General features: G+C 58.3%; 20 protein-coding genes, 1 tRNA gene and 1 pseudogene. 14 read left to right on the top strand and 8 right to left on the bottom strand.

Annotated elements, in window-relative coordinates:
- Positions 1-55 precede the first annotated feature (55 nt).
- The 6 genes from ghrB to KHQ26_RS07000 form a co-directional block, all read right to left on the bottom strand.
- Positions 56-1,027: a glyoxylate/hydroxypyruvate reductase GhrB gene (gene ghrB / locus KHQ26_RS07025; RefSeq protein WP_004145219.1), complete on the bottom strand. Its 972-nt coding sequence runs from the start codon at positions 1,025-1,027 to the stop codon at positions 56-58.
- 24 nt (positions 1,028-1,051) lie between these two features.
- On the bottom strand, positions 1,052-2,332 hold the full coding sequence (locus KHQ26_RS07020; RefSeq protein ID WP_002921927.1) for an MFS transporter: 1,281 nt from the start codon (positions 2,330-2,332) through the stop codon (positions 1,052-1,054).
- A 104-nt stretch (positions 2,333-2,436) separates the two neighbouring features.
- Positions 2,437-3,372, bottom strand: a complete 936-nt coding sequence (locus tag KHQ26_RS07015; RefSeq protein WP_002921921.1) for a sugar kinase — start codon at positions 3,370-3,372, stop codon at positions 2,437-2,439.
- A gap of 3 nt (positions 3,373-3,375) precedes the next feature.
- Positions 3,376-4,125, bottom strand: coding sequence for a sugar phosphate isomerase/epimerase family protein (locus KHQ26_RS07010; protein ID WP_002921919.1), 750 nt, complete (start codon positions 4,123-4,125; stop codon positions 3,376-3,378).
- Positions 4,126-4,236: 111 nt separating this feature from the next.
- The gene (locus KHQ26_RS07005; protein WP_002921918.1) at positions 4,237-5,253 is read right to left on the bottom strand and encodes a LacI family DNA-binding transcriptional regulator; all 1,017 of its coding nucleotides are present in this window, start codon (positions 5,251-5,253) and stop codon (positions 4,237-4,239) included.
- A 103-nt stretch (positions 5,254-5,356) separates the two neighbouring features.
- Positions 5,357-6,019, bottom strand: a complete 663-nt coding sequence (locus KHQ26_RS07000) for an OmpA family lipoprotein (RefSeq protein ID WP_002921917.1) — start codon at positions 6,017-6,019, stop codon at positions 5,357-5,359.
- Positions 6,020-6,186: 167 nt separating this feature from the next.
- On the opposite strand from KHQ26_RS07000, the gene KHQ26_RS06995 reads away from it, so the two are divergent.
- The gene (locus tag KHQ26_RS06995; protein WP_020803955.1) at positions 6,187-8,517 is read left to right on the top strand and encodes a molybdopterin guanine dinucleotide-containing S/N-oxide reductase; all 2,331 of its coding nucleotides are present in this window, start codon (positions 6,187-6,189) and stop codon (positions 8,515-8,517) included.
- On the opposite strand, the gene KHQ26_RS06990 is transcribed toward KHQ26_RS06995, so the two are convergent.
- Positions 8,486-8,926 carry an N-acetyltransferase gene (locus KHQ26_RS06990; RefSeq protein WP_004173935.1) on the bottom strand — a complete coding sequence of 147 codons (441 nt, stop codon included), beginning with the start codon at positions 8,924-8,926 and terminating at the stop codon, positions 8,486-8,488. The genes KHQ26_RS06995 and KHQ26_RS06990 overlap by 32 nt on opposite strands.
- Complete coding sequence (tag, locus tag KHQ26_RS06985) at positions 8,904-9,485, bottom strand: DNA-3-methyladenine glycosylase I (protein WP_020803961.1); 582 nt, start codon at positions 9,483-9,485, stop codon at positions 8,904-8,906. Before tag ends, KHQ26_RS06990 begins: the two co-directional genes overlap by 23 nt.
- A 205-nt stretch (positions 9,486-9,690) precedes the next feature.
- Here tag and KHQ26_RS06980 point away from each other — a divergent pair, with 205 nt between their 5' ends.
- The 13 genes and pseudogenes from KHQ26_RS06980 to KHQ26_RS06920 all read left to right on the top strand — a co-directional run bounded on the left by KHQ26_RS06980 (position 9,691) and on the right by KHQ26_RS06920 (position 23,660).
- Positions 9,691-10,272 (top strand): hypothetical protein, encoded by a 582-nt coding sequence (locus KHQ26_RS06980; RefSeq protein ID WP_020803959.1) that lies wholly within the window; start codon positions 9,691-9,693, stop codon positions 10,270-10,272.
- A 241-nt stretch (positions 10,273-10,513) separates the two neighbouring features.
- Positions 10,514-11,719 (top strand): MFS transporter, encoded by a 1,206-nt coding sequence (locus KHQ26_RS06975; RefSeq protein ID WP_002921907.1) that lies wholly within the window; start codon positions 10,514-10,516, stop codon positions 11,717-11,719.
- A 242-nt stretch (positions 11,720-11,961) separates the two neighbouring features.
- Positions 11,962-13,635 (top strand): kdo(2)-lipid A phosphoethanolamine 7''-transferase, encoded by a 1,674-nt coding sequence (gene eptB / locus KHQ26_RS06970; RefSeq protein ID WP_004152427.1) that lies wholly within the window; start codon positions 11,962-11,964, stop codon positions 13,633-13,635.
- Between the two features lie 191 nt (positions 13,636-13,826).
- Complete coding sequence (locus tag KHQ26_RS06965) at positions 13,827-15,221, top strand: ankyrin repeat domain-containing protein (protein ID WP_016946687.1); 1,395 nt, start codon at positions 13,827-13,829, stop codon at positions 15,219-15,221.
- Between the two features lie 119 nt (positions 15,222-15,340).
- A tRNA-Pro gene (locus KHQ26_RS06960) sits at positions 15,341-15,417 on the top strand.
- A gap of 716 nt (positions 15,418-16,133) precedes the next feature.
- Positions 16,134-17,741 (top strand): dipeptide ABC transporter periplasmic-binding protein DppA, encoded by a 1,608-nt coding sequence (gene dppA / locus KHQ26_RS06955; protein ID WP_002921789.1) that lies wholly within the window; start codon positions 16,134-16,136, stop codon positions 17,739-17,741.
- A 134-nt stretch (positions 17,742-17,875) separates the two neighbouring features.
- The gene (dppB, locus tag KHQ26_RS06950; protein WP_002921786.1) at positions 17,876-18,895 is read left to right on the top strand and encodes a dipeptide ABC transporter permease DppB; all 1,020 of its coding nucleotides are present in this window, start codon (positions 17,876-17,878) and stop codon (positions 18,893-18,895) included.
- Positions 18,896-18,904: 9 nt separating this feature from the next.
- Positions 18,905-19,807 carry a dipeptide ABC transporter permease DppC gene (gene dppC, locus KHQ26_RS06945; protein WP_004145207.1) on the top strand — a complete coding sequence of 301 codons (903 nt, stop codon included), beginning with the start codon at positions 18,905-18,907 and terminating at the stop codon, positions 19,805-19,807.
- A 10-nt stretch (positions 19,808-19,817) separates the two neighbouring features.
- On the top strand, positions 19,818-20,801 hold the full coding sequence (gene dppD, locus KHQ26_RS06940; protein WP_002921785.1) for a dipeptide ABC transporter ATP-binding protein: 984 nt from the start codon (positions 19,818-19,820) through the stop codon (positions 20,799-20,801).
- A complete protein-coding gene (gene dppF / locus KHQ26_RS06935; RefSeq protein ID WP_002921784.1) occupies positions 20,798-21,811 on the top strand; it encodes a dipeptide ABC transporter ATP-binding subunit DppF in 1,014 nt (337 codons plus the stop codon). The genes dppD and dppF overlap by 4 nt, the downstream gene beginning before the upstream one ends.
- 18 nt (positions 21,812-21,829) lie before the next feature.
- Complete coding sequence (locus tag KHQ26_RS06930) at positions 21,830-22,009, top strand: hypothetical protein (protein ID WP_004145206.1); 180 nt, start codon at positions 21,830-21,832, stop codon at positions 22,007-22,009.
- A 317-nt stretch (positions 22,010-22,326) separates the two neighbouring features.
- Positions 22,327-22,866: a cellulose biosynthesis protein BcsO gene (locus KHQ26_RS06925; RefSeq protein ID WP_004173939.1), complete on the top strand. Its 540-nt coding sequence runs from the start codon at positions 22,327-22,329 to the stop codon at positions 22,864-22,866.
- A gap of 1 nt (position 22,867) precedes the next feature.
- A pseudogene (locus KHQ26_RS06920) lies at positions 22,868-23,660 on the top strand (cellulose synthase operon protein YhjQ/BcsQ).
- The last annotated feature ends 17 nt before the right edge of the window (positions 23,661-23,677 follow it).

Here is a 23,677-nt window from a genome sequence, read left to right as displayed (position 1 = left end):
TGCAAAAAGAACCCGGGGAGGGCGGTTGCCGCCGTTACCCGGGTTTTTTTATGGCTTATTTTACCTGCGGATTGACGCAGTTTTTCTCTACGTTGCCGTTCAGGGCGTCGATCAGGTTGTCCACCGCACAGGCCGCCATGTTGTAGCGCGTCTCATGGGTGGCGGAGCCGATATGCGGCAGCGCGACGACGTTCGGCAGGCTCAGCAGCGGTGAGTCCTTGGCCAGCGGTTCGTGTTCGAACACATCGAGACCGGCAGCGTGGATCTCACCGTTCTGCAGGGCGGCGATCAGCGCCTGCTCGTCCACTACCGGGCCACGCCCGGCGTTAATGAAGATGGCGGAAGATTTCATTTTGGCAAACTGCGCCTGACCGAACAGATGGTGAGTCTCTTCGCTCAGGGGCAGGATCAGGCAGACAAAGTCAGCCTCCTGCAGCAGGGTATCGAGATCGCAATAGCGGGCATTGAAGCGTTCTTCCGCCTGCGGATGCTGGCGACGCGCGTTATACAGGATTGGCATGCCGAACCCGAAGTGGGCGCGCTGCGCCAGCGCCATACCGATGCGGCCCATGCCGACGATGCCTAAGGTTTTATGGTGAACATCCGTGCCGAACCAGTCCGGACCAATGCTCTTCGTCCATTCACCCGCTTTGACGCGCTCCGCCACTTCCACCACCCGGCGCGCGGTACTCAGCACCAGCGCCATGACCGTATCGGCGACGGTCTCGGTCAGCACGGTCGGGGTATGCATCAGCAGCACCCGGCGGGCGTTCAGCGCCTCGACGTCGAAGTTGTCATAGCCAACGGAAACGGTGGAGGTCGCACGCAGCTTCGGCATCTTCTCCAGCAGCGCGGCGTCAACCTTTTCGCTGGAGCCCAGCAGGCCTTCAGCCTGGGCGAAGGCCTCAGCGTGCTGCGAAACGGTCTCCGGCCGCAGGTTTTTCACCTGAGTGACGGAAAAGTGCTCCTCCAGACGCTGTAGCAGGTCGTCGGGAAGCGTTTTATAGAGAATGACAGACGGCTTCATGCGAATCTCCGTAGTATGAGTCGTTCAGGCGTGATGAGCGCCAAGTGGAAGGTTTTGATTATTAGCAGGCTTAACAATCAAAGTCAGCCATACTGAGGCGAAAAGCGCTACCCCCATAAAAATATAGGACGCTGCGGGGCTGCCGGTGGCGCCGTTCAGGTAGCCGACAAACCACGAGCCGCAGAAGGAGCCCAGGGCGCCCATGCTGTTGATCAGCGCCATGGCGCCCCCGGCGACGTTGCGCGGCAGCATTTCCGGAATAATGGCGAAGAAGGGGCCGTAAGGCGCATACATTGCCGCCCCGGCTACCACCAGCAGGGTGTAGGAGACCCAGAAGTGGTTGGCGCCGACCGCCCAGGAACCGATGAAGGCCAGTCCGCCAATCAGCAGCAGCGGCCAGACGAACAGCTTACGGTTTTGCAGTTTATCCGAGGCCCAGGAGACGACGATCATGGCGATGGTGGCCGCCAGGTACGGGACAGAAGAGAGCCAGCCCACTTCCACCATCCCCATATTTTCACCGCCGCTGCGGATAATCGACGGCAGCCACAGTACAAAGCCGTATACGCCGATACTCCAGGCAAAATACTGCGCGCAGAGCAGGATCACGTTGCGGGAGCGGAAGGCTTCGCCATAGTTACGCACCGCTTTGATGCCTTGCTGTTCACGATCCAGTTGTTCCTGCAGCGCCGCTTTTTCACTCTCCGCCAGCCAGGACACCTGCGACGGCTTATCTTTCACCAGCACCCACCAGCAGAAGGCCCAGATCACCGCCGGCACCCCTTCGATGATGAACATTTCCCGCCAGCCGAAGGCCTGAATCAGGTAGCCGGAGACTACCGACATCCACAGGACCGTCACCGGGTTACCGAGGATCAGGAAGGTGTTGGCGCGAGAGCGCTCTGATTTGGTGAACCAGTTGCTGATATAGATAAGCATCGCCGGCATCACCGCGGCTTCGACGACGCCGAGGATAAAGCGGATCGCCGCCAGCGCCGGGATATTATGCACAATACCGGTCAGGGAGGCGCAACCGCCCCACAGGATCAGGCAGATAAAGATCAGTTTGCGAACGCTGCGGCGCTCCGCATAGATAGCGCCGGGGATCTGGAAGAAGAAGTAGCCGAGGAAGAACAGCGCCCCCAGCAGGGAGGAGATCCCCTTGGTGATGCCCAGGTCTTCGGTAATGCCTGCCGCGGAGGCGAAGCTGAAGTTGGCGCGGTCGAGGTACGCCAGGCTATACGTGATAAACACGATAGGCATGATGTACCACCAGCGTTTCGTTGCATTTGTTGAGCTATTCATAGGCTTGCCTCTGTCAATGAGGAGACATACGTCCGTCGAAACGGACGCTGCTGTGCCGCGCTGCAGGTAGGGTACAGGACGGCTGTTATCGTTGCGTAGAAAAGTTACTCGCCCAGCGCGTCGCGAGTGGGCAGCCCCTCGCTGTCGCCCTGGACCTGAATCGCCAGCGAACCGATTTTATTGCCGCGGTTCACCGCCTGAAGCAGGGTTTTGCCTTCCAGCAGGGCGCTAATCACCCCGACGGCAAAGCCGTCGCCGGCGCCGACGGTATCGACGACGTTATCGACTTTAATGGCATCGACCGTTCCCTGTTCGCCGCTGGCGCTCTTGAACCAGGCGCCGTCGCAGCCGGTTTTAATGACTACCGCCTTGACGCCGCGGGAGAGATAGAAATCGGCAATCCCTTCCGGGGTCTGCTGGCCGGTAAGAATCACGCCCTCTTTTAAGCCTGGCAAAACCCAGTCAGCCTGGAAGGCGAGACGGTTGAGTTTCTCCACCATCTCGGCTTCGCTTTTCCACAGCACCGGGCGCAGATTGGGGTCGAAAGAGAGGGTTTTTCCTTCGGCTTTCATTACCTTCGCCGCATGCTCCAGCAACGCGTAAGAGCTCTCAGAAAGGGCCGCCGCGACGCCGCTCAGGTGCAGATGGCGGGCGCTGGTGAAGTAGTCGGCGCGAAAATCGTCCGGCGAAAGATGGCTGGCTGCGGATCCTTTGCGGAAATACTCCACAATGGGATCGGTTCCATTTTCGACTTTCGATTTCATCTGGAAACCGGTAGCGAAGCGGTTGTCGATGGCCACAGCGTGGCTATCGATCCCCTCTTTCGCCAGCGATTGCAGTACGAAGCGGCCAAAGCTGTCGTTGCCGACGCGGCTCACCCAGCCGACTTTCAGACCCAGGCGCGCCAGGCCGGTGGCGACGTTCAGCTCGGCGCCGGCGACACGTTTCATGAAATGCTCCACCTCGGCCAGATCCCCGGTTTCGGTGGCGACAAACATGGCCATAGCTTCGCCGATGGTGATGACATCTAAATTTTCCACGACTTAATCCTCGCGTAACAGGTTGACGTAGCGGCGGGTCACGGCCGTCAGGTCATGGCCAGTCAGCGGAAACTCGATTCCACGCGGCGCGTCGGCGGGAAGATTATCGAGCAGGGCCAGCCAGCGTTCGGCGGCCTGATCCGGCGGTACAGCGCGGAATTTCTCATGATGAGGCTCCGCCGCTTTAACATGAATATAGCTGACTGCCGGCGCAAGATGACGTGCCGCCTCTTCCGGCGAATCGCCAACCCACAGCCAGTTGCCCATATCAAACGTTAAGGTGATCGGCAGCTGATGGACCCGGCAGGCGGCTTTGAAGCGCTGCATCGGCGCCAGCTGGCCGCAGTCGGTCTGGTCATTCTCTACCACCAACGCCATGCCGCTGTCGCTGAGGATATCGCGCAGCTCATCCAACTGCTGATTGTGGAGGAAATGGCCAAGGGAGAGCTTCAGCCACAGAGCGTTCAGAGTTTGCGCTTCCGCGAGCAGCGTCGGGAGATCCGGGTTAAGCTCGCCGTTGTCGGTGAACAGCGCCTGCGGCGCGGAGTAGCAGGCCAGCAGGCCGTGGCGCTCAATGGTGGCCGCCAGCGAGGGCAGAGCGTTGAGCTCTTCCGCGCTGCACAGCTCGCGGCGGATTTCGACGCCGTCCGCGCCGGCGTTGGCGATAAACGGCAGGACGGCGGCCTGCCCGCCTAAGGATTTAACATGGTCATTACCATACGCAGCGGTAACGACAATAATTTTTCTGGCCATCGCGCTCTTACTCCCGGCGTTTGTTGCTTAATCTCCTTAATACGCTAGATGGTATCGGTTCCATAAGAAAGGGCGAGATGTTTAATTTATGATCGGCATCACGAAGGATCGTTAACGGGAGGTTGATCCGCGGACGATAAGCTCGCCGGAAAATACCCGTTCGCGGATGGGGTCGTTAGTGCCGGCAATGCGCCGAATAACCTGTTCGACCGCCGCGTAGCCGATCTGCCACGTCGGCTGTTTGAGGGTGGTAATACCGACGCCGGCCAGCTCCGCCCACTCCAGTTCGTCGAAGCCCAGCAGGCCGATATCGCTCCCCCAGATCAGGCCGACGCGCTTCAGGGCGCGGGCTACCTGCAGCGTCAGCGCGCCGTTGGCGGAGATGACCGCTTTGCGCATCCCGCGGTGGCGGGCATGGAACTGACGCAGGACGTTGTCCAGCATCGCGCCGTCGTTAAGCTGCACCTCGGCGTTTTCGGCCACCACGCCGTGGTGGCGGGCAAGCGTGGCGCGAAAGGCGCTCAGGCGCTCGCGACGGGTATTCACCGAGCCCAGCGGTTCGCTGAGAAACAGGATGGCCTCGAATCCTTTTTCCACCAGATGTTCGGTGGCGGTGGTGGCGGCCTGGGCGTTATCAAGCCCGACCACATCGCAGGCGAAGTCGGGGATTTTACGGTCAATCAGCACCATCGGCAGGGCCGACTGCTGCAGGCGGTTCAGGCCATCCTCCCGCATACCGACTGCGTTGACCACGATGCCTTCCACCTGGTAGCTGCGCAGCAGGTCCAGGTAGTGCAGCTCCTGATCGAGCTCGTTATTGGTATTACACACCAGCAGGGTGAAGCCCTTTTCCCGGCAGGCTGCTTCAATGCCGCTCATGACGTTGACCGAGTAGGGATTGGTGATATCGGCGATGATCAGGCCGATGAGGCGGGTTCGGCCGTGTTTGAGGCCGCGGGCCATCAGGCTGGGGCGGTAGTCGAGTTCGGCAATGGCTTTTTCAATACGTGATAACAGGTCGTCGGAAAGCAGATGCTTCTCGCCGTTAAGATAACGTGAAATGCTGGTTTTGCCGGTCTTTGCGGCTTTCGCCACATCGCTGATAGTTGCACGCGCCGCTTTCGCCATGGTGGCTTCCTTTGCTGAAAATCTGCCAACACCTTAGCGCGAAAAATAGCGATATCAAGCATTTTGCCCGGCAGAGCGGCTGCCGGGCGACATGAGGTTGCGCTTACTGCAGCGGGCTGAGGGTAATTTCCACGCGACGGTTCTGCGCTTTGCCTTCCGCTGTGCTGTTGCTGGCGATAGGGTTCGCCGGGCCCATGCCGGTGGTGCGAATGCGATTGGCCGCCACGCCCTGGGTGATGAGCGCGCTGGCGACGCTGTCCGCACGCTGTTGCGACAGACGCATATTCAGATCCTTGCTGCCGGTGCTGTCGGTATAGCCGACCACGTTAACGGCGGTTTTCTCATACTCTTTCAGCACCATGGCCACGCCGGTCAGGGTGTTGGCGCCGGCCGGCTTCAGGTTGGCGCTATTGCTGTCGAAGGTGACGTTATTCGGCATGTTCAGCACGATATTGTCGCCATTTCGCGTCACGCTGACCCCGGTTCCCTGCATTTTGTCGCGCAGCTTCGCTTCCTGCACGTCCATGTAGTAACCAATGCCGCCGCCGAGCGCCGCGCCGGCCGCTGCGCCAATCAGCGCGCCTTTGCCGCGGTCATGTTTGGAAGAGGAGAGCGCGCCGACGCCAGCGCCCACTAAGGAGCCAATACCTGCGCCAATACCGGATTTGCCTGCTTCACGTTCACCGGTATAGGGGTTGGTGGTGCAGCCAGAAATGGCCAGAGTGCCGCTGACCAGCGCCGCAATCATAAGTACGCGTTTTTTCATTTAATATCCTTAATCCTTTTTATTCTTTGTCACAGCGAACGTGACGGTTGATTATGACGCGCGATTACGGAGAAAATTCCCCGGATACCATCTCTTTTTGTAAATAACATTGAACGGTTGCCCATCACGCCGTCATGACACCTGCATTCGCTGACCAGGAGCCGCCCTTGCCAACCTCATCTGCAACCAAAACCATCTTAACCGCCGCCCACTGGGGACCGATGCTGGTGGAAACGGACGGGGAAAACGTCCTCTCTTCCCGCGGCGCGCTGGCGACACCGTTTGCCAACTCGCTGCAAACGGCAGTGCGCGATCAGGTGCACAGCAAAACCCGCGTGCGCTATCCAATGGTGCGTAAAGGCTTCCTTGCTTCACCGGACAAGCCCCAGGGGGTCCGCGGTCAGGATGAATTCGTGCGGGTGAGCTGGGAGCAGGCGCTGGATCTGATCGATGCCCAGCATCGGCGGATCCGCGACAGCTACGGTCCGGCCTCCATTTTTGCCGGCTCCTACGGCTGGCGCTCTAACGGCGTATTGCATAAGGCGGCGACGCTGCTGCAGCGCTATATGAGCCTGGCGGGCGGCTATACCGGCCATCTTGGCGATTACTCCACCGGCGCGGCGCAGGCGATCATGCCTTATGTCGTTGGCGGCAATGAGGTGTATCAGCAGCAGACCAGTTGGCCGCTGGTGCTCGAGCACAGCGAAGTGGTGGTGCTGTGGAGCGCCAACCCGCTGAACACGCTGAAAATTGCCTGGAATGCCTCCGACGAGCAAGGGATCCCGTGGTTTGATCGGCTGCGCCAGAGCGGTAAGCGGCTGATCTGCATCGATCCGATGCGATCGGAAACCGTCGATTTCTTTGGCGATTCGATGGAGTGGATCGCGCCGCATATGGGCACCGACGTCGCGCTGATGCTGGGGATCGCCCATACGCTGGTGGAAAATGACTGGCAGGATGATGCGTTTCTTACCCGCTGCACCAGCGGCTACGATATTTTTGCCCGCTATCTGACCGGTGAAAGCGACGGCGTAGCGAAAACCGCTGACTGGGCAGCAGCGATCTGCGGCGTTAAAGCAGATAAAATCCGCGAACTGGCGAAACTTTTCCACGAAAATACCACTATGCTGATGGCCGGCTGGGGCATGCAGCGTCAGCAGTATGGCGAGCAGAAACACTGGATGCTGGTCACTCTGGCCGCCATGCTGGGACAGATCGGCACCCCCGGTGGCGGATTTGGTCTTTCCTACCATTTTGCCAACGGCGGCAACCCGACCCGCCGCGCGGCGGTGCTGGGCTCGATGCAGGGGAGCGTGGCCGGAGGCGTGGACGCGGTGGAGAAGATCCCGGTCGCACGAATTGTCGAGGCGCTGGAGAATCCGGGGGCGGAGTATCAGCACAACGGCATGGCGCGGCGCTTTCCCGATATTCGCTTTATCTGGTGGGCCGGCGGCGCCAACTTTACTCATCATCAGGACACCAACCGACTGATTCAGGCGTGGCAGAAACCGGAGCTTATCGTTATTTCCGAATGCTTCTGGACCGCCGCCGCGCGCCATGCCGATATCGTCCTGCCGGCGACCACCTCGTTTGAGCGCAACGATCTGACCATGACCGGGGACTACAGTAACCAGCATCTGGTGCCGATGAAGCAGGTAGTTGCCCCGCGAGATGAAGCGCGCGACGATTTCGCGGTCTTTGCCGACCTCAGCGAACGCTGGGAGGCGGGTGGCCGCGAACGCTTCACCGAAGGGAAGAGTGATTTGCAGTGGCTGGAGACTTTCTATCAGATGGCCGCCCGGCGCGGCGCCCAGCAGCAGGTGACGCTGCCGCCATTTGCCGAATTCTGGCAGGCTAACCAGCTGATTGAGATGCCGGAGGAGCCGGAGAATGCCCGTTTTGCGCGTTTCGCCGCCTTCCGCGCCGATCCCCAGGCCAACCCGCTGAAAACGGCGAGCGGTAAAATAGAGATCCACTCGCCGACCATCGCCGCTTTTGGTTACGCCGACTGTCCACCGCATCCGATGTGGCTGGAGCCCGACGAGTGGCATGGCAACGCAGAGGCGGGGCAGCTGCAGCTGCTGTCGGCCCATCCGGCCCACCGTCTGCACAGTCAACTGAACCACACCGCGCTGCGCGAGCGCTATGCCGTCGCCGGGCGCGAACCGGTGACTATTGATCCGCAGGATGCGCAGGCGCGCGGGATTGTCGATGGCGATTTGGTGCGGGTATGGAACGCCCGCGGTCAGGTGCTGGCCGGCGCCGTGGTGACGGAGGGGATCCGCCCGGGGGTGATTTGCCTGCATGAAGGAGCGTGGCCCGACCTGGATCCGCAGGTCGGCATCTGCAAAAACGGGGCGGTGAACGTCTTAACCAAAGATATTCCGACATCCCGGCTGGGCAACGGCTGTGCCGGGAACACCGCCCTGGCGTGGCTGGAGAAATATACCGGCCCGGCGCTGCCGCTTACGGCATTTGATCCGCCGGCCAACGCATAATCCACGTCGGGTGCTGAGTATCGTCCTGCCATGCGCAGTCTTCAATCCGGAAGCCCTGCGCATGGTAGAAACTCACCGCCGATTCGTTCTTCTGATAAACCTCAAGGCTCAGCCAGGCGTAGTGCTGTTTGACTTCATCCAGCAGCGCCCGGCCAATACCCTGGCGGGTGGCGCCCGGCGCGACAAACAGCGCGCCGACGAAACGGGAGTCCAGCACGCTGACAAAGCCTTTTAACTCGCCATCCTGCTCCCAGACCCAGGTGCTGGCGGCGGGAAGATAGACATCCCGTACTACCGCGACGCTGTCGCGCCAGTAGCTTTCGCTGATAAAAGGATGGGCATGAATCGTGCTGTCCAGCCACAGCGCCAGCAGCGGCGCGGTATCTTCAGTGTCCCACTTGCGGATCATCCTGACCTCCAGGGTGACAGAAGCAGCCGGTGACATGGTCGTTGACCAGCCCACAGGCCTGCATAAAGGAATAACAGATTGTCGAGCCGACAAACTTAAAGCCGCGTTTTTTCAATGCCTTCGACAGCGCATCGGAGGCCGGCGTCGTGGTGGGAATTTCCGCCAGCGTCGCAGCGCGGGTCACATGTGGCGCATTGTCGACGAAGGACCAGACAAAATCAGTGAACGACTCGCCATTTTCTTCCATCGCCAGATAGGCGCGGGCGTTGCCGATAATGGCCTGGATTTTTCCCCGATGGCGAATGATGCCGGTATCCTGCAGGAGTCGCTCGATATCGTCATCACCCATCGCCGCCACGCGCACCGGATCGAACTGGTGAAAAGCCTGGCGGTAGTTCTGCCGTTTTTTTAACACCGTGATCCACGATAAACCGGCCTGCTGGCCCTCAAGGCAGATCATTTCAAACAGCTGGCGACCCTCTTTTTGCGCCACACCCCATTCGGTATCGTGATACTCGATGTATAACGGATCCTGACTCACCCATCCGCAACGCTGCATAGCTGTTTCTCCCTCTGCGCTAAAAAAGTGGACGCCCGCCTTGACGGCTGAAAGATAAAGATAATAGTTAATACAGGGAAATCGTATCCCCACTAAAAACACAGCAATATTGCCGATTCGGCTCTTTTCTGGAGTCGCATTAATGATAATAAAGAAATGCAATGGCCTCCGGGGGTTCTTGATCCCGGCGAGCGTATCCGTCTGGGTGTCATGTGTCTCTGGAGCGAATGCCTGGCAACAGGAATATATCGCTATCGATACAAAAAGTAATACGTCGGAACGCTATACATGGGATAGCGATCACCAACCACGTTATGAAGATATTCTCGCCGAGCGGATGAAGTCCTCTGAGACGCCCGGCGGGCTGGCGTTAAACCAGGGGCTGGCGCCGCCGGACAGCGGCCGCGGCCTGAGCGTTGGCTGGAATTATCCGCTGGCAAACGGCGTAACCTCCGGGCCGGTGGCCAGCCTGCGCAGCGACGTCACCGCGCCGACGGTGAGAAGCGCAGGCGAGGCGGGCTACGTTAACACGCTCGGCTGGCGCATGGATTATCAGGCGCTGTGGGGCGTGCATCCCTGGGCGCAGGTGAGCTATAACCAGTCGCTCGCCAGCGATGTCTGGGCGCCGATGACCCGTGCCAGGGAGGGAGGCTGGAGCGATGTCACCCTGGGCGCTGATATGCGGTTGGGATCCCACGTGGCGGCATGGGCAACGCTGTCGCAGGCGGATAACCTGCCGTCAGGGGAAAATACGCTCTATTTGATGGGGGTCAGCGCCAATTTTTAATCGGGAATTGTTACGCATTTGAAACGATGTGGTTATTGTTAAATCTCAGCAATGGCGCATTTCTGTGAGATAGCGCACACTAACTTTTTGCCTGTAATTTACGGAATGAATGTTATGCAATGCCATTCATTCCAACATTAATGCATTTCATTCCCCGCTGATGGCAGTTCATGCCTTTTTCCCCCACTGGATGAGGGGCCTTCGCTATTGTGGCGGCAGTTAATTTATCAGGACAACTGCTATGAACGCTGCAAACCGTCAATCGACCCGCTGGCTGACACTGATCGGCACCATCATCACCCAATTCGCTCTCGGTTCGGTTTATACCTGGAGCCTGTTTAACAGTTCGCTGTCTGACAAACTGGGCGAGCCGGTCAGTCAGGTGGCTTTTTCCTTTGGTCTGCTGAGCCTCGGGCTGGCGCTCTCTTCGTCGGTCGCCGGCAAGCTGCAGGAGCGCTTTGGCGTGAAGCGCGTCACCATGGCCTCCGGGATCCTGCTCGGCCTGGGCTTCTTCCTGACCGCGCACTCCAGCAGCCTGATGATGCTGTGGCTGAGCGCGGGCGTGCTGGTGGGGCTGGCGGACGGCGCCGGTTACCTGCTGACCCTGTCGAACTGCGTGAAATGGTTCCCGGAGCGTAAAGGGTTGATCTCCGCCTTCTCCATTGGCTCCTATGGTCTCGGCAGCCTGGGGTTCAAATTCATTGATTCCCACCTGCTGGCCACCGTTGGCCTGGAAAAAACCTTCGTTATCTGGGGCGCTATCGTGCTGGTGATGATCGTCTTTGGCGCGACCCTGATGAAAGATGCGCCAAATCACCCGGCAGCCACCGCGGCCAACGGCGTCGTGGAAAACGACTTCACCCTCGCCGAATCGATGCGTAAACCGCAGTACTGGATGCTGGCGGTGATGTTCCTGACGGCCTGCATGAGCGGTCTGTACGTAATTGGCGTAGCGAAAGATATTGCCCAGGGAATGGTCCACCTGGATGTCGCCACGGCGGCCAACGCGGTAACGGTTATCTCGATTGCGAACCTCAGCGGTCGCCTGGTGTTAGGTATCCTGTCTGATAAAATCTCCCGCATTCGCGTGATTACCATCGGTCAGGTCGTGTCGCTGGTGGGGATGGCCGCGCTGCTGTTCGCCCCGCTGAATGCCTTGACCTTCTTCGCCGCCATCGCCTGCGTCGCCTTTAACTTCGGCGGCACCATTACCGTCTTCCCGTCGCTGGTGAGTGAGTTCTTTGGTCTGAACAATCTGGCGAAAAACTATGGCGTGATTTATCTGGGCTTCGGTATCGGCAGCATCTGCGGCTCTCTCATCGCTTCGCTGTTCGGCGGTTTCTACGTGACCTTCTGCGTGATCTTCGCCCTGCTGATCCTCTCGCTGGCGTTATCCACCACCATTCGTCAGCCGAAAAGCACGGTATATAACGAGGCGCACGCCTGAAACCTGCGGCGTGAAACGTGCCCCTGGTTATTTCCCTAAGCAAATAGTGCCAATCCAGCCAAATGTTTTGTAAATGTTTGGCTGGATCACATTCCCTCCTGATACTTTTCTCGTTCCCTGTGGTCTACTTATCGCGGTTTGTAGAGGTTTCTGATAACCAACCCTAACGCACCCTATTAGCCTACTGACTCGTGCCACAGCGTCAGGCGGTGTTTTATTCTTCTTTTTCCAGGTTTGCTTGCATGAAATATATTAGAACGATGACGCAGCAGAAGCTTAGTTTTTGGCTGGCGCTGTACATCGGCTGGTTTATGAACGTCGCCGTTTTTTTCCGGCGTTTCGATGGTTATGCTCAAGAGTTCACTTTCTGGAAAGGGCTTTCCGGTGTTGTTGAACTGGTTGCCACGGTATTTGTCACCTTCTTCCTGTTACGTCTTCTGTCGCTGTTCGGCCGCCGTATCTGGCGCATTCTGGCGACGCTGATTGTCCTGTTTTCCGCCGCGGCGAGTTACTACATGACGTTCCTCAATGTGGTGATTGGCTACGGGATTATCGCTTCGGTGATGACCACCGATATCGACCTGTCGAAAGAGGTCATCGGCTGGCACCTGATCCTCTGGCTGGTGGCGGTGAGCGCGCCGCCGTTGCTGTTCATCTGGAGCAACCGCTGCCGCCATACGCTGCTGCGCCAGCTGCGCACCCCGGGCCAGCGGGTTAAAAACGTGCTGATCGTGGTGCTGGCCGGACTAATTGTCTGGGGACCCATCCGCCTGCTAGAGCTGCGCCAGCATGATGTGGAGCGCCATTCGGAAGTGGATATGCCGAGCTATGGCGGGGTGATCGCCAACTCTTACCTGCCGTCGAACTGGTTGTCGGCGCTGGGTCTGTACGCCTGGGCGCAGGTGGATGAATCCTCAGACAACAAATCGCTGATTAACCCGGCGAAGAAGTTCACCTACGTCGCGCCGGAAGGTCTGGATGATACCTACGTGGTGTTTATCATTGGCGAAACGACCCGCTGGGACCATATGGGCATCCTCGGCTATAGCCGCAATACCACGCCAGAGCTGGAGAAAGAGAAGAATCTCGTCGCCTTTCGCGGTTACTCGTGCGATACCGCTACCAAACTGTCGTTACGCTGCATGTTTGTGCGCGAGGGCGGGGCGGAAGATAACCCCCAGCGGACGCTCAAAGAGCAGAATGTCTTTGCCGTGCTGCATCAGCTGGGCTTCAGCGGCAATCTGTACGCCATGCAGAGCGAGATGTGGTTCTACAGCAACACGATGGCCAACAATATCGCCTACCGCGAGCAGATTGGCGCCGAGCCGCGCAACCGCGGTAAGAGCGTTGACGATATGCTGCTGGTGGATGAGATGAAGCGCGGTATGGCGCAGGGCAACGCCTCCGGTAAGCATCTGATCATTCTCCACACCAAAGGCTCCCACTTTAACTACACCCAACGCTACCCGCGCAGCTTCGCCCAGTGGAAACCGGAGTGCGTCGGCGTCGACAACAAGTGCTCGAAAGCGGAACTGATCAATTCCTACGACAATAGCGTGACCTATGTCGATCACTTTATCGTCAGCGTCCTCGACCAGCTGCGGGATAAGAAAGCGATTGTGTTCTATGCCGCCGACCACGGGGAGTCGATTAACGAGCGTGAACACCTGCACGGTACGCCGCGCAAGATGGCGCCGCCGGAGCAGTTCCGCGTGCCGATGATGGTGTGGATGTCGGATAAGTACCTGGAAAATCCCGATCACGCCGCCGCGTTTGCCCATCTGCAGCAGCAGGCCGCGATGAAGGTGCCGCGCCGTCACGTCGAGCTGTACGACACCATTATGGGCTGCCTCGGCTATACCTCGCCGGATGGCGGGATCAATGAGAACAACAACTGGTGCCGGTGGAAAAAGTAAGGCCCGATAGTTTTCAGATTCTCGGGTCTGTTTTCCTTTCCTGAGCCCAGGATAAGCTAATCCCTCGCCGGCTGACGCCGCGCGAGGGATTTTTTTCGCACAGTGGACGTGTCTGGCAGGTGACCTCTTCTTCTTTGATTACCCCTGCTTCCTCGCTTCCCCTGTGCATGAACTTTTCATGGAGAGAAAGGATGAAGGTGATAAAGGGGTTGGTCCTACTGTGCCTGATGATGCTCGCCGGCTGCCAGTCTGAGGAAGAGACCAGCCAGTTCCTGCTGGCCTGTAAATACGATGCGCCAGCGACGATCGCAGCCATGCTGGATAACGGCATTGATGTGGATGGTCAGGATAAAACCGGCTTAAGCGGCCTGATGGTCGCTGCTGCGGAAAATCGACGCGATGTGGTTGAATTGCTGCTTAAGCGTCGGGCGAAGCCGAACCTCCAGACGCGCCAGGGCGTCACGGCGCTAATGCTGGCGGCGGCGCGTGGCAGCGATACCGCGATTATCGGCGATCTTCTCCAGGCGGGAGCGTCGGTGAATCAGACCTCCATCGACAAGAGTACGGCATTGATGTCCGCCATCTCCGACGGCGGGGACGTCAGAAACGACTATCAGCATATTCTGGCGATGAAAAAGCCCGATGCGCCTGTCGAAGAGGAGAGTACGCTGGACAAGATAGTTGGCGCAACGGCGGCGAAATCGCTGGCGACGGGCAATCGCGCGCTGATGACCGAAGACATGGCGTTACAACTGGCGCCCGGCGCGTTTAAGAAGAACGTCGACGAGATAGTGGCGCTGCTCCTCAAGCACGGCGCGGACGTGAAGGCCGTCAACGCGTCCGGGGAATCGGCCTTTTTCCTCGCTGTCGATCACGCGCGATCGGCGGAAACCATCACGACGTTGGCCAACGCCGGGGCGGACACCAGCCTGGCGGATAAATCCGGCACCACACCGCTGATGCTGGCGGCGGCGGGGGATGATCCCGATCTGGTGCTGGCGCTGTCGGCCTCCGGGGTGGAAGTGGATAAGCCGAACCGTGAAGGACTCACGGCGCTGCAGGTGGCGGCGGGTCAGGGGGCGCCTGCGGTGATCGCGGCGCTGGTGCAGCGCGGCGCAAAGTTGGACCAGCTTTCCGCCAACGATCTCAGCCCGCTGATGCTGGCGGTCAAAATGAATAATAAAGCCAATGTCGAGGCGCTGCTTGCGGCTGGCGCCAGCGTCAACCTCAGCAATAAGGCCGGCTATACGGCGATTGGCTACAGCCGGGCCGGCGAGGTTCGCCAGCTGCTGCTGGCACAGCATGCCGAGCTGAAGGGGCAGGCCGCGCATATGGCGCAAAGCGAACTGCAGTTTTGTGCTAATGCCTTTGCTGACAAGCTGGCATACAGCGACATCGCCCGGGCGGTGAATAACGATACCCGCCCGGATATTATGCGTCATCAGCAATCCTGCCCGGAGCTGGGGGAGCTGACGATGCTACTGGGAGAGTTTACATTCACCCCGGCGGGCGCAACCTATCTCGGCGAGCCGGTGACATGTAAGGTATCCGAGTATCGCAAAACGTTTGAGGTCAACTGCCGCTAAAAACGTTGAGCAACCGGCGATTCGCTGCTCAGGCTGCTGAGTTTCTCGCCGGTTGAGCGATTTTTTGAAAATAAGGCATTGACGGGTAGGCATCCCAGCAGTAAGATGCGCCCCGCATTCGGTGATTGGCGCAGCCTGGTAGCGCACTTCGTTCGGGACGAAGGGGTCGGAGGTTCGAATCCTCTATCACCGACCAAATTCGAAAAGCCTGCTCAATGAGCAGGCTTTTTTGCATCTGAGGCCAGTGAGGATGAGAACCTCCGGGGGCAGGAGGTTCGACTCGCGTTTCGTAGGCCCGCGCAAGCGCAGCGCCGCCGGGCATCATCAGTGCACAACTGGCCAAAAATACCACCAAAATCACAATAAACGTCTTTACTCACGTTTTCAGCCGGCTATTCGCTATTTTGTGACATCTTCCATTGCATTTTTTTATCGATGAACAGATCTTTTTTCGCGAAGCTTATGGCTGAATGCAGCATTTTCCGCTGTGCGTTTTAACGTTCACGCTATTAATCGCTCACATATTGGTCACACAGCAAGAAATTTTTCTCATTTGCTGGCATTGTTTCCCACTGGGTGTTGCAAATTAATAAGGTCTTTATTCTGCTGAATTGCCAGTAGCATAAATTTCTCTGCTGAAAATAGCGTCCTGAAGTTTTTTTAATCTTTGCCTGCCGTTTCTCACGCTGGATGTAAAACCCGGCTGGCTGTATTGACGTTTCCCCATTCTGTTGACAGATTGTAGGGCATGAGGGGCATTTCATGGAGAATCCGTACTGCAACTCAGTCGTTTTTGCGAAAGGAATCCCCATCTCTCTCTACGCCTTCGGGCACCACCGACCGGACCGGGTAAAAAATAAATAAAGGTCCGGCGGATATATGCAAACAACATCACAATTTTGGAGCAGAATAATGAGTATTTCCTTGAAGAAATCAGGGATGCTGAAGCTTGGTCTGAGCCTGGTCGCCATGACCGTCGCCGCCAGCGTGCAAGCGAAAACCCTGGTTTATTGTTCTGAAGGCTCGCCGGAAGGATTTAACCCACAGCTCTTCACCTCTGGCACCACCTATGATGCCAGCTCCGTACCGATCTATAACCGCCTGGTCGAATTTAAAACCGGTACGACGGAAGTTATTCCAGGACTTGCTGAGAAATGGGAAGTCAGTGCGGATGGCAAAACCTATACTTTCCACCTCCGTCAGGGTGTGAAGTGGCAGGATAATAAAGACTTTAAACCAACCCGTGACCTGAACGCCGATGACGTGGTGTTCTCCTTCGATCGCCAGAAGAATACTAATAACCCGTACCATAAAGTTTCTGGCGGCAGCTATGAATACTTTGAAGGGATGGGCTTACCGGACCTGATTAGCGAAGTGAAGAAAGTGGACGATAATACCGTCCAGTTCGTCCTGACCCGTCCGGAAGCGCCGTTCCTCGCTGATCTGGCCATGGACTTCGCCTCCATTCTTTCGAAAGAGTATGCTGACAACATGCTGAAAGCCGGCACGCCGGAAAAAGTGGATCTCAATCCTATCGGTACCGGCCCATTCCAGCTGCTGCAATACCAGAAAGATTCCCGCATTCTGTATAAAGCCTTCCCGGGCTACTGGGGTACCAAGCCGAAGATCGATCGTCTGGTCTTCTCCATCACCCCGGACGCTTCCGTGCGCTATGCCAAGCTGCAGAAAAACGAGTGCCAGGTGATGCCGTACCCGAACCCGGCGGACATCGCGCGCATGAAGGAAGATAAGAACATTACCCTGCTGGAACAGCCGGGTCTGAACGTTGGTTATCTCTCCTTTAACACCGAGAAGAAACCGCTGGACGACGTCAAAGTACGTCAGGCGCTGACCTACGCGGTCAACAAAGAAGCGATCATCAAAGCGGTTTACCAGGGCGCAGGCCAGGCGGCGAAGAACCTGATCCCGCCGACCATGTGGGGCTATAACGACGACGTTAAGGACTACACCTACGATCCGGAGAAGGCGAAGCAGCTGCTGAAAGAAGCGGGCCTGGAAAAAGGCTTCACCATCGATCTGTGGGCGATGCCGGTACAGCGTCCGTACAACCCGAACGCCCGCCGCATGGCGGAGATGATTCAGGCTGACTGGGCCAAGATTGGCGTCCAGGCCAAGATCGTCACCTACGAGTGGGGCGAGTATCTGAAGCGGGCGAAAGCGGGCGAGCACCAGAGCGTGATGATGGGCTGGACCGGCGACAACGGGGATCCGGATAACTTCTTCGCGACCCTGTTCAGCTGCGCCGCGGCGAAAGACGGCTCCAACTACTCGCGCTGGTGCTATAAGCCGTTTGAAGATCTTATTCAGCCGGCCCGCGCTACCGACGACCACAACAAGCGTATTGAACTGTACAAACAGGCTCAGGTAGTGATGCATGACCAGGCTCCGGCGCTGATCATTGCTCACTCCACCGTCTATGAGCCGGTGCGTAAAGAAGTCAAAGGCTATGTGGTGGACCCGCTGGGCAAACACCACTTCGATAACGTCTCTGTCGAATAATAAGCACGATGCCTGACCCCCTCTCCCCGCGTGGGAGAGGCGGGGGGCGTATTCCCGCTATTCCGGGGAATGCTTTTGTGAGCAATACAGACGCCCTGTCGCCAGGCGGGGCGTCACTAGAGAGAATCCGGGTTATGTTGCAGTTTATTCTCCGACGTCTGGGACTAGTCATCCCGACATTTATCGGTATCACCCTTCTCACCTTTGCCTTCGTCCATATGATCCCCGGCGATCCGGTGATGATTATGGCGGGCGAACGTGGTATTTCCCCCGAACGTCACGCGCAGCTGCTGGCCGAAATGGGCCTTGATAAGCCGCTGTGGCAGCAATATGCCCACTATATCTGGGGCGTGCTGCACGGCGATTTAGGCATCTCGCTGAAAAGCCGCATTCCCGTGTGGCAGGAGTTTGTCCCGCGCTTTAAAGCCACCCTTGAGCTGGGCGTCTGCGCGATGATCTTCGCCGTCGCCGTCGGCATTCCGGTGGGCGTGCTGGCTGCGGTAAAACGCGGCTCCATCTTTGACCACACCGCGGTGGGCCTGGCGCTGACCGGCTACTCAATGCCTATCTTCTGGTGGGGCATGATGCTGATTATGCTGGTTTCGGTACAGCTGAACCTGACGCCGGTCTCCGGGCGCATCAGCGATACGGTATTCCTTGACGATACCCTGCCGCTGACCGGCTTTATGCTGATCGACACCGCCATCTGGGGCGAGCAGGGCGACTTTATTGACGCCTTAATGCATATGATCCTGCCCGCTATCGTGCTGGGCACCATCCCGCTGGCGGTGATTGTACGTATGACCCGTTCGTCGATGCTGGAAGTGCTTGGCGAAGACTATATCCGTACCGCGCGCGCCAAAGGCCTGACCCGGATGCGGGTGATCGTGATCCACGCGCTGCGTAACGCGATGCTGCCGGTGGTCACGGTGATTGGTCTGCAGGTGGGCACCCTGCTGGCGGGCGCCATCCTGACGGAAACCATTTTCTCATGGCCTGGTTTAGGTCGCTGGCTGATCGACGCGCTGCAGCGTCGCGATTATCCGGTGGTGCAGGGCGGGGTGCTGCTGGTGGCGACGATGATTATCCTCGTCAACCTGCTGGTCGACCTGCTGTACGGCGTGGTGAACCCGCGTATCCGGCATAAGAAGTAAGGGGCCATCATGTCACAAGTTACTGAAAATAAAGTTATCGCTGCGCCGGTACCCATGACTCCGCTGCAGGAGTTCTGGCACTATTTCAAACGCAACAAAGGGGCGGTCGTCGGGCTGGTATACGTGGTGGTGATGATCGTCATCGCGGTATTCGCCAACTTCCTCGCCCCCTATAACCCGGCGGATCAGTTCCGTGATTCGCTGCTGGCGCCGCCGTTCTGGCAGGACGGCGGCAGCATGGCGCATCTGCTCGGCACCGACGACGTGGGCCGCGATATTCTGTCGCGCCTGATGTACGGCGCCCGCCTGTCGCTGCTGGTGGGCTGCCTGGTGGTGGTTCTGTCGCTGATCCTCGGCGTGGTGCTCGGCCTGGTGGCGGGCTATTTCGGCGGAGTGGTGGACTCAATCATCATGCGCGTCGTCGATATTATGCTGGCGCTGCCGAGTCTGCTGCTGGCGCTGGTGCTGGTGGCAATCTTCGGGCCCTCCATCGTCAACGCCTCGCTGGCGCTAACCTTCGTGGCGCTCCCGCACTATGTGCGTCTCACGCGCGCCGCGGTGCTGGTGGAGGTCAACCGTGACTACGTGACCGCCTCCCGCGTAGCGGGCGCCGGCGCGATGCGCCAGATGTTCGTTAATATTCTCCCTAACTGTCTCGCGCCGCTGATCGTTCAGGCGTCGCTGGGCTTTTCCAACGCCATTCTCGACATGGCAGCGCTGGGGTTCCTCGGCATGGGCGCGCAGCCGCCGACGCCGGAGTGGGGCACCATGCTTTCCGACGTGTTGCAGTTCGCGCAAAGCGCCTGGTGGGTAGTCACCTTCCCGGGCGTGGCGATCCTGCTGACGGTGCTGGCATTTAACCTGATGGGTGACGGTCTGCGTGACGCGCTCGATCCCAAACTGAAGCAGTAAGAGGTTCGAGATGGCGTTATTGAATGTAGATAAATTATCGGTGCATTTCGGCGATGAAAACGCGCCGTTCCGCGCCGTAGACCGCATCAGCTATAGCGTGAAGCAGGGTGAAGTGGTCGGTATCGTCGGGGAGTCCGGCTCCGGTAAATCCGTCAGCTCGCTGGCGATTATGGGGCTGATTGACTATCCCGGCCGGGTGATGGCGGACAAACTGGAATTTAACGGCCGCGATCTGCAGCGCATCTCTGAAAAAGAGCGGCGCCAGCTGGTGGGGGCGGAAGTGGCGATGATCTTCCAGGATCCAATGACCAGCCTCAACCCGTGCTTTACCGTCGGCTACCAGATTATGGAAGCGATTAAGGTCCATCAGGGTGGTAATAAGCAAACCCGCCGCCAGCGGGCCATCGACCTGCTGAACCTGGTGGGCATTCCCGATCCGGCCTCGCGGCTGGACGTCTATCCGCATCAGCTTTCCGGCGGCATGAGCCAGCGTGTGATGATCGCGATGGCGATTGCCTGTCGGCCAAAACTACTGATTGCCGATGAACCGACCACCGCGCTGGACGTGACCATTCAGGCGCAAATCATTGAGCTACTGCTGGATCTGCAGCAGCAGGAGAATATGGCGCTGGTGCTGATCACCCACGACCTGGCGCTGGTGGCGGAAGCCGCGCATAAAATTATCGTTATGTACGCGGGTCAGGTGGTGGAGACCGGTGACGCGAAAGATATCTTCCGCGCGCCGCGCCATCCTTATACCCAGGCGCTGCTGCGCGCGCTGCCGGAATTCGCCCAGGATAAAGCGCGTCTGGCCTCGCTGCCGGGCGTGGTGCCGGGGAAATATGACCGTCCCAACGGCTGCCTGCTTAATCCGCGCTGCCCCTATGCCACGGATAAATGCCGTAGCGAAGAGCCGGCGCTCGCGGATCTGACCGGCGGCCGCCAGTCTAAATGTCACTACCCACTCGATGATGCCGGGAGGCCTGGATTATGAGTACGCAAAAGGCCGCCACGCCACAACCGCTGTTGCAGGCCATTGATCTGAAAAAACACTATCCGGTGAAGAAGGGGTTATTCGCCCCGGAACGGCTGGTGAAGGCGCTGGACGGCGTCTCCTTTACCCTTGAGCGCGGTAAAACGCTGGCGGTAGTGGGGGAGTCGGGCTGCGGCAAATCGACCCTCGGTCGTCTGCTGACGATGATTGAGATCCCCACCGGCGGCGAGCTCTATTATCAGGGGCAGGATCTGCTTAAGCACGACCCGCAGGCGCAGAAGCTGCGGCGGCAAAAAATCCAGATTGTGTTCCAGAACCCGTATGGTTCGCTGAACCCGCGTAAAAAAGTGGGGCAGATTCTGGAGGAGCCGCTGCTGATTAACAGCAGCCTGAGCAAAGAGCAGCGGCGTGAAAAAGCGCTGGCGATGATGGCGAAAGTGGGCCTGAAAACCGAGCATTACGATCGCTACCCGCATATGTTCTCCGGCGGTCAGCGTCAGCGTATCGCTATTGCTCGCGGGCTGATGCTGGATCCAGATGTGGTGATTGCCGATGAGCCGGTCTCCGCGCTGGACGTTTCGGTACGCGCCCAGGTGCTGAACCTGATGATGGATCTGCAGCAGGATTTAGGGCTGTCCTACGTGTTTATCTCCCACGACCTGTCGGTCGTCGAGCACATCGCCGATGAAGTGATGGTGATGTATCTCGGCCGCTGCGTGGAGAAGGGCACCAAAGACCAGATCTTCAACAATCCGCGTCATCCGTACACCCAGGCGCTGCTGTCGGCGACGCCGCGTCTGAACCCAGACGACCGGCGCGAGCGGATCAAGCTGACCGGCGAACTGCCGAGCCCGCTAAATCCGCCACCGGGCTGCGCCTTTAACGCGCGCTGTCGCCGTCGCTTTGGCCCCTGCACTCAGCTCCAGCCGCAGCTGAAGGATTACGGCGGCCAGCTGGTGGCCTGCTTTGCCGTCGACCAGGATGAGAATCCGCAAAAGTCCCACGCCTGATGGCGCGCTCCCGGTCCCATGGCCGGGAGCTTCTCTCCCGCCGTGGATAAAACCTGGCGCTTACGCATATTGCCGCAGTTTATGTCACGCTCTCAGAGCATTCTTCGTAGATTATCCGAAAAAATAAGCCTTTCAGTCCATTTTTATAGAATTAAAGAGAAATTAAAATGGTTCAGGTTTATTCTTTCGCTGATCTGACGCTATGATTTCATCATGACCTAATACTTTTATATAAAAACGACTGGGAAGCGTGGTGATTGCGGGAAGTTAAGGATGTACGCATACCTAAAAAATGGGGCTACCCTTCTGCAAGGGAAATGTTAGTGTAGCGATACTTCTGCCGTGGAATCATCCCGAAAATCAAATTCTAAACTATTATAACCCTGTCAATCGTGTGTATTGGTACGTCACCATCGGCGCGTTATCTGCCATCCCAGAAGCGTCACGATATTTTTAATATACCCAGAAAATAACAACAAACTTAATATGAAATTTTTAAAATCATGAGGTTATCAATGAACCATTATGATGATCTGCAGCGCTTTCAAGAAAAAACGCGGACGCAAAACCTCAACTTTCAGGATCTTTCTTCGCAAGCCGCCACGCGGGAACACGGCGACTGGGCGATCCTCAATCAGCTAAATCCCGGCGCCGAGAAACCCTCTTCTCTGGCGCTGGGAGGCTCGGTCTCCGCGCCGTTGCCGCAGTCGGTGCCCGCGGATCTGTTCCGCCAGGTAGAGGCGGCCGTAGCAGCGGCGCCAACCTCTGATCCTGTTGTGTCTGCCGCTTCGGCCGCGCCTGCTACCCCCCAGCCGGTCGTGGAGACCGCCGCAGCCGCACCGGATCCGGTCAGGCAGGAGCCTGCGCCGACCCCTGCGCCTTCAATTCCGGCGTCGGAACCGGCCATGGCGCCGCCGCCGAGAATGGCCCCCCGACCCGCGCCCGCCGCCGAGAACTATGCCCACCTGTTCGCCGCGAAAAGCGCGGAGCCGGTGGCGAAAAATAAAGACCAGCCTTTGAAATCACTTCTGGAAAGGATCGCGACATGCCGTTGATTTGCGTCTGTTCACCGAAAGGCGGCGTAGGGAAAACGACCCTGGCGGCCAATTTAGCCTATTCGCTGGCGCGGACGGGCAGCAAAGTTCTGGCGCTGGATTTTGATGTCCAGAACGCGCTGCGTTTGCATTTTGGCGTACCGCTGAACGATGAGCGGGGCTATGTGGCGAAGGCGCTGGAGCTGCACGACTGGAGCCAGTGCGTGTTGAGCGCCGGCAGTAATATTTTCGTCCTGCCATATGGCGAAGTGAGCGAGGCGCAGCGTCAGGCGTTTGATGAGCAACTGACCCATAATGACCATTTCCTCCAGCGCGGTCTGTCCGCGCTGCTTAATTATCCCGGGCTTATCACCATCGCCGATATGCCCCCTGGACCTTCGCCCGCGCTAAAGGCGCTGACGGGGCTGGCGGACCTGCATCTTATCCCGCTGCTGGCGGATACCGCCTCGATGTCGACCCTGGCGCACGTAGAAAAGCAGCGCCTGACCGGCGCGGCGCTGAATCATAAGCACGGGCACTATTTCGTCATTAACCAAAGCGATAGCCGTCGCCAGGTCAGCCGGGACGTCACCAGCCTGATGGAAGAGAAACTGGGCGAGCGACTGCTTGGCGTGATCCATCGTGATGAAAGCGTGGTGGAGGCCAATGCCTCGCAGAAGTCGATCCTGGACTTTAACGCTTCCTCGGCAGCGGCCTTCGATATTGAAATCATGGCTAAAAAAATATCTTCGCTGTTGGGTATTCATATTGGCGATGGCACGGTGCACAGCCAGCCACGCATGTCAGGGCGTTAACTTTTTGCAGGGCTGCT

It is taken from the genome of Klebsiella sp. 10 (assembly GCF_018223925.1).
GTDB lineage: Bacteria > Pseudomonadota > Gammaproteobacteria > Enterobacterales > Enterobacteriaceae > Klebsiella > Klebsiella pneumoniae.
Note: the sequence above shows the minus strand (reverse complement) of the source record. Positions and strands in the feature narration are given on the sequence as shown.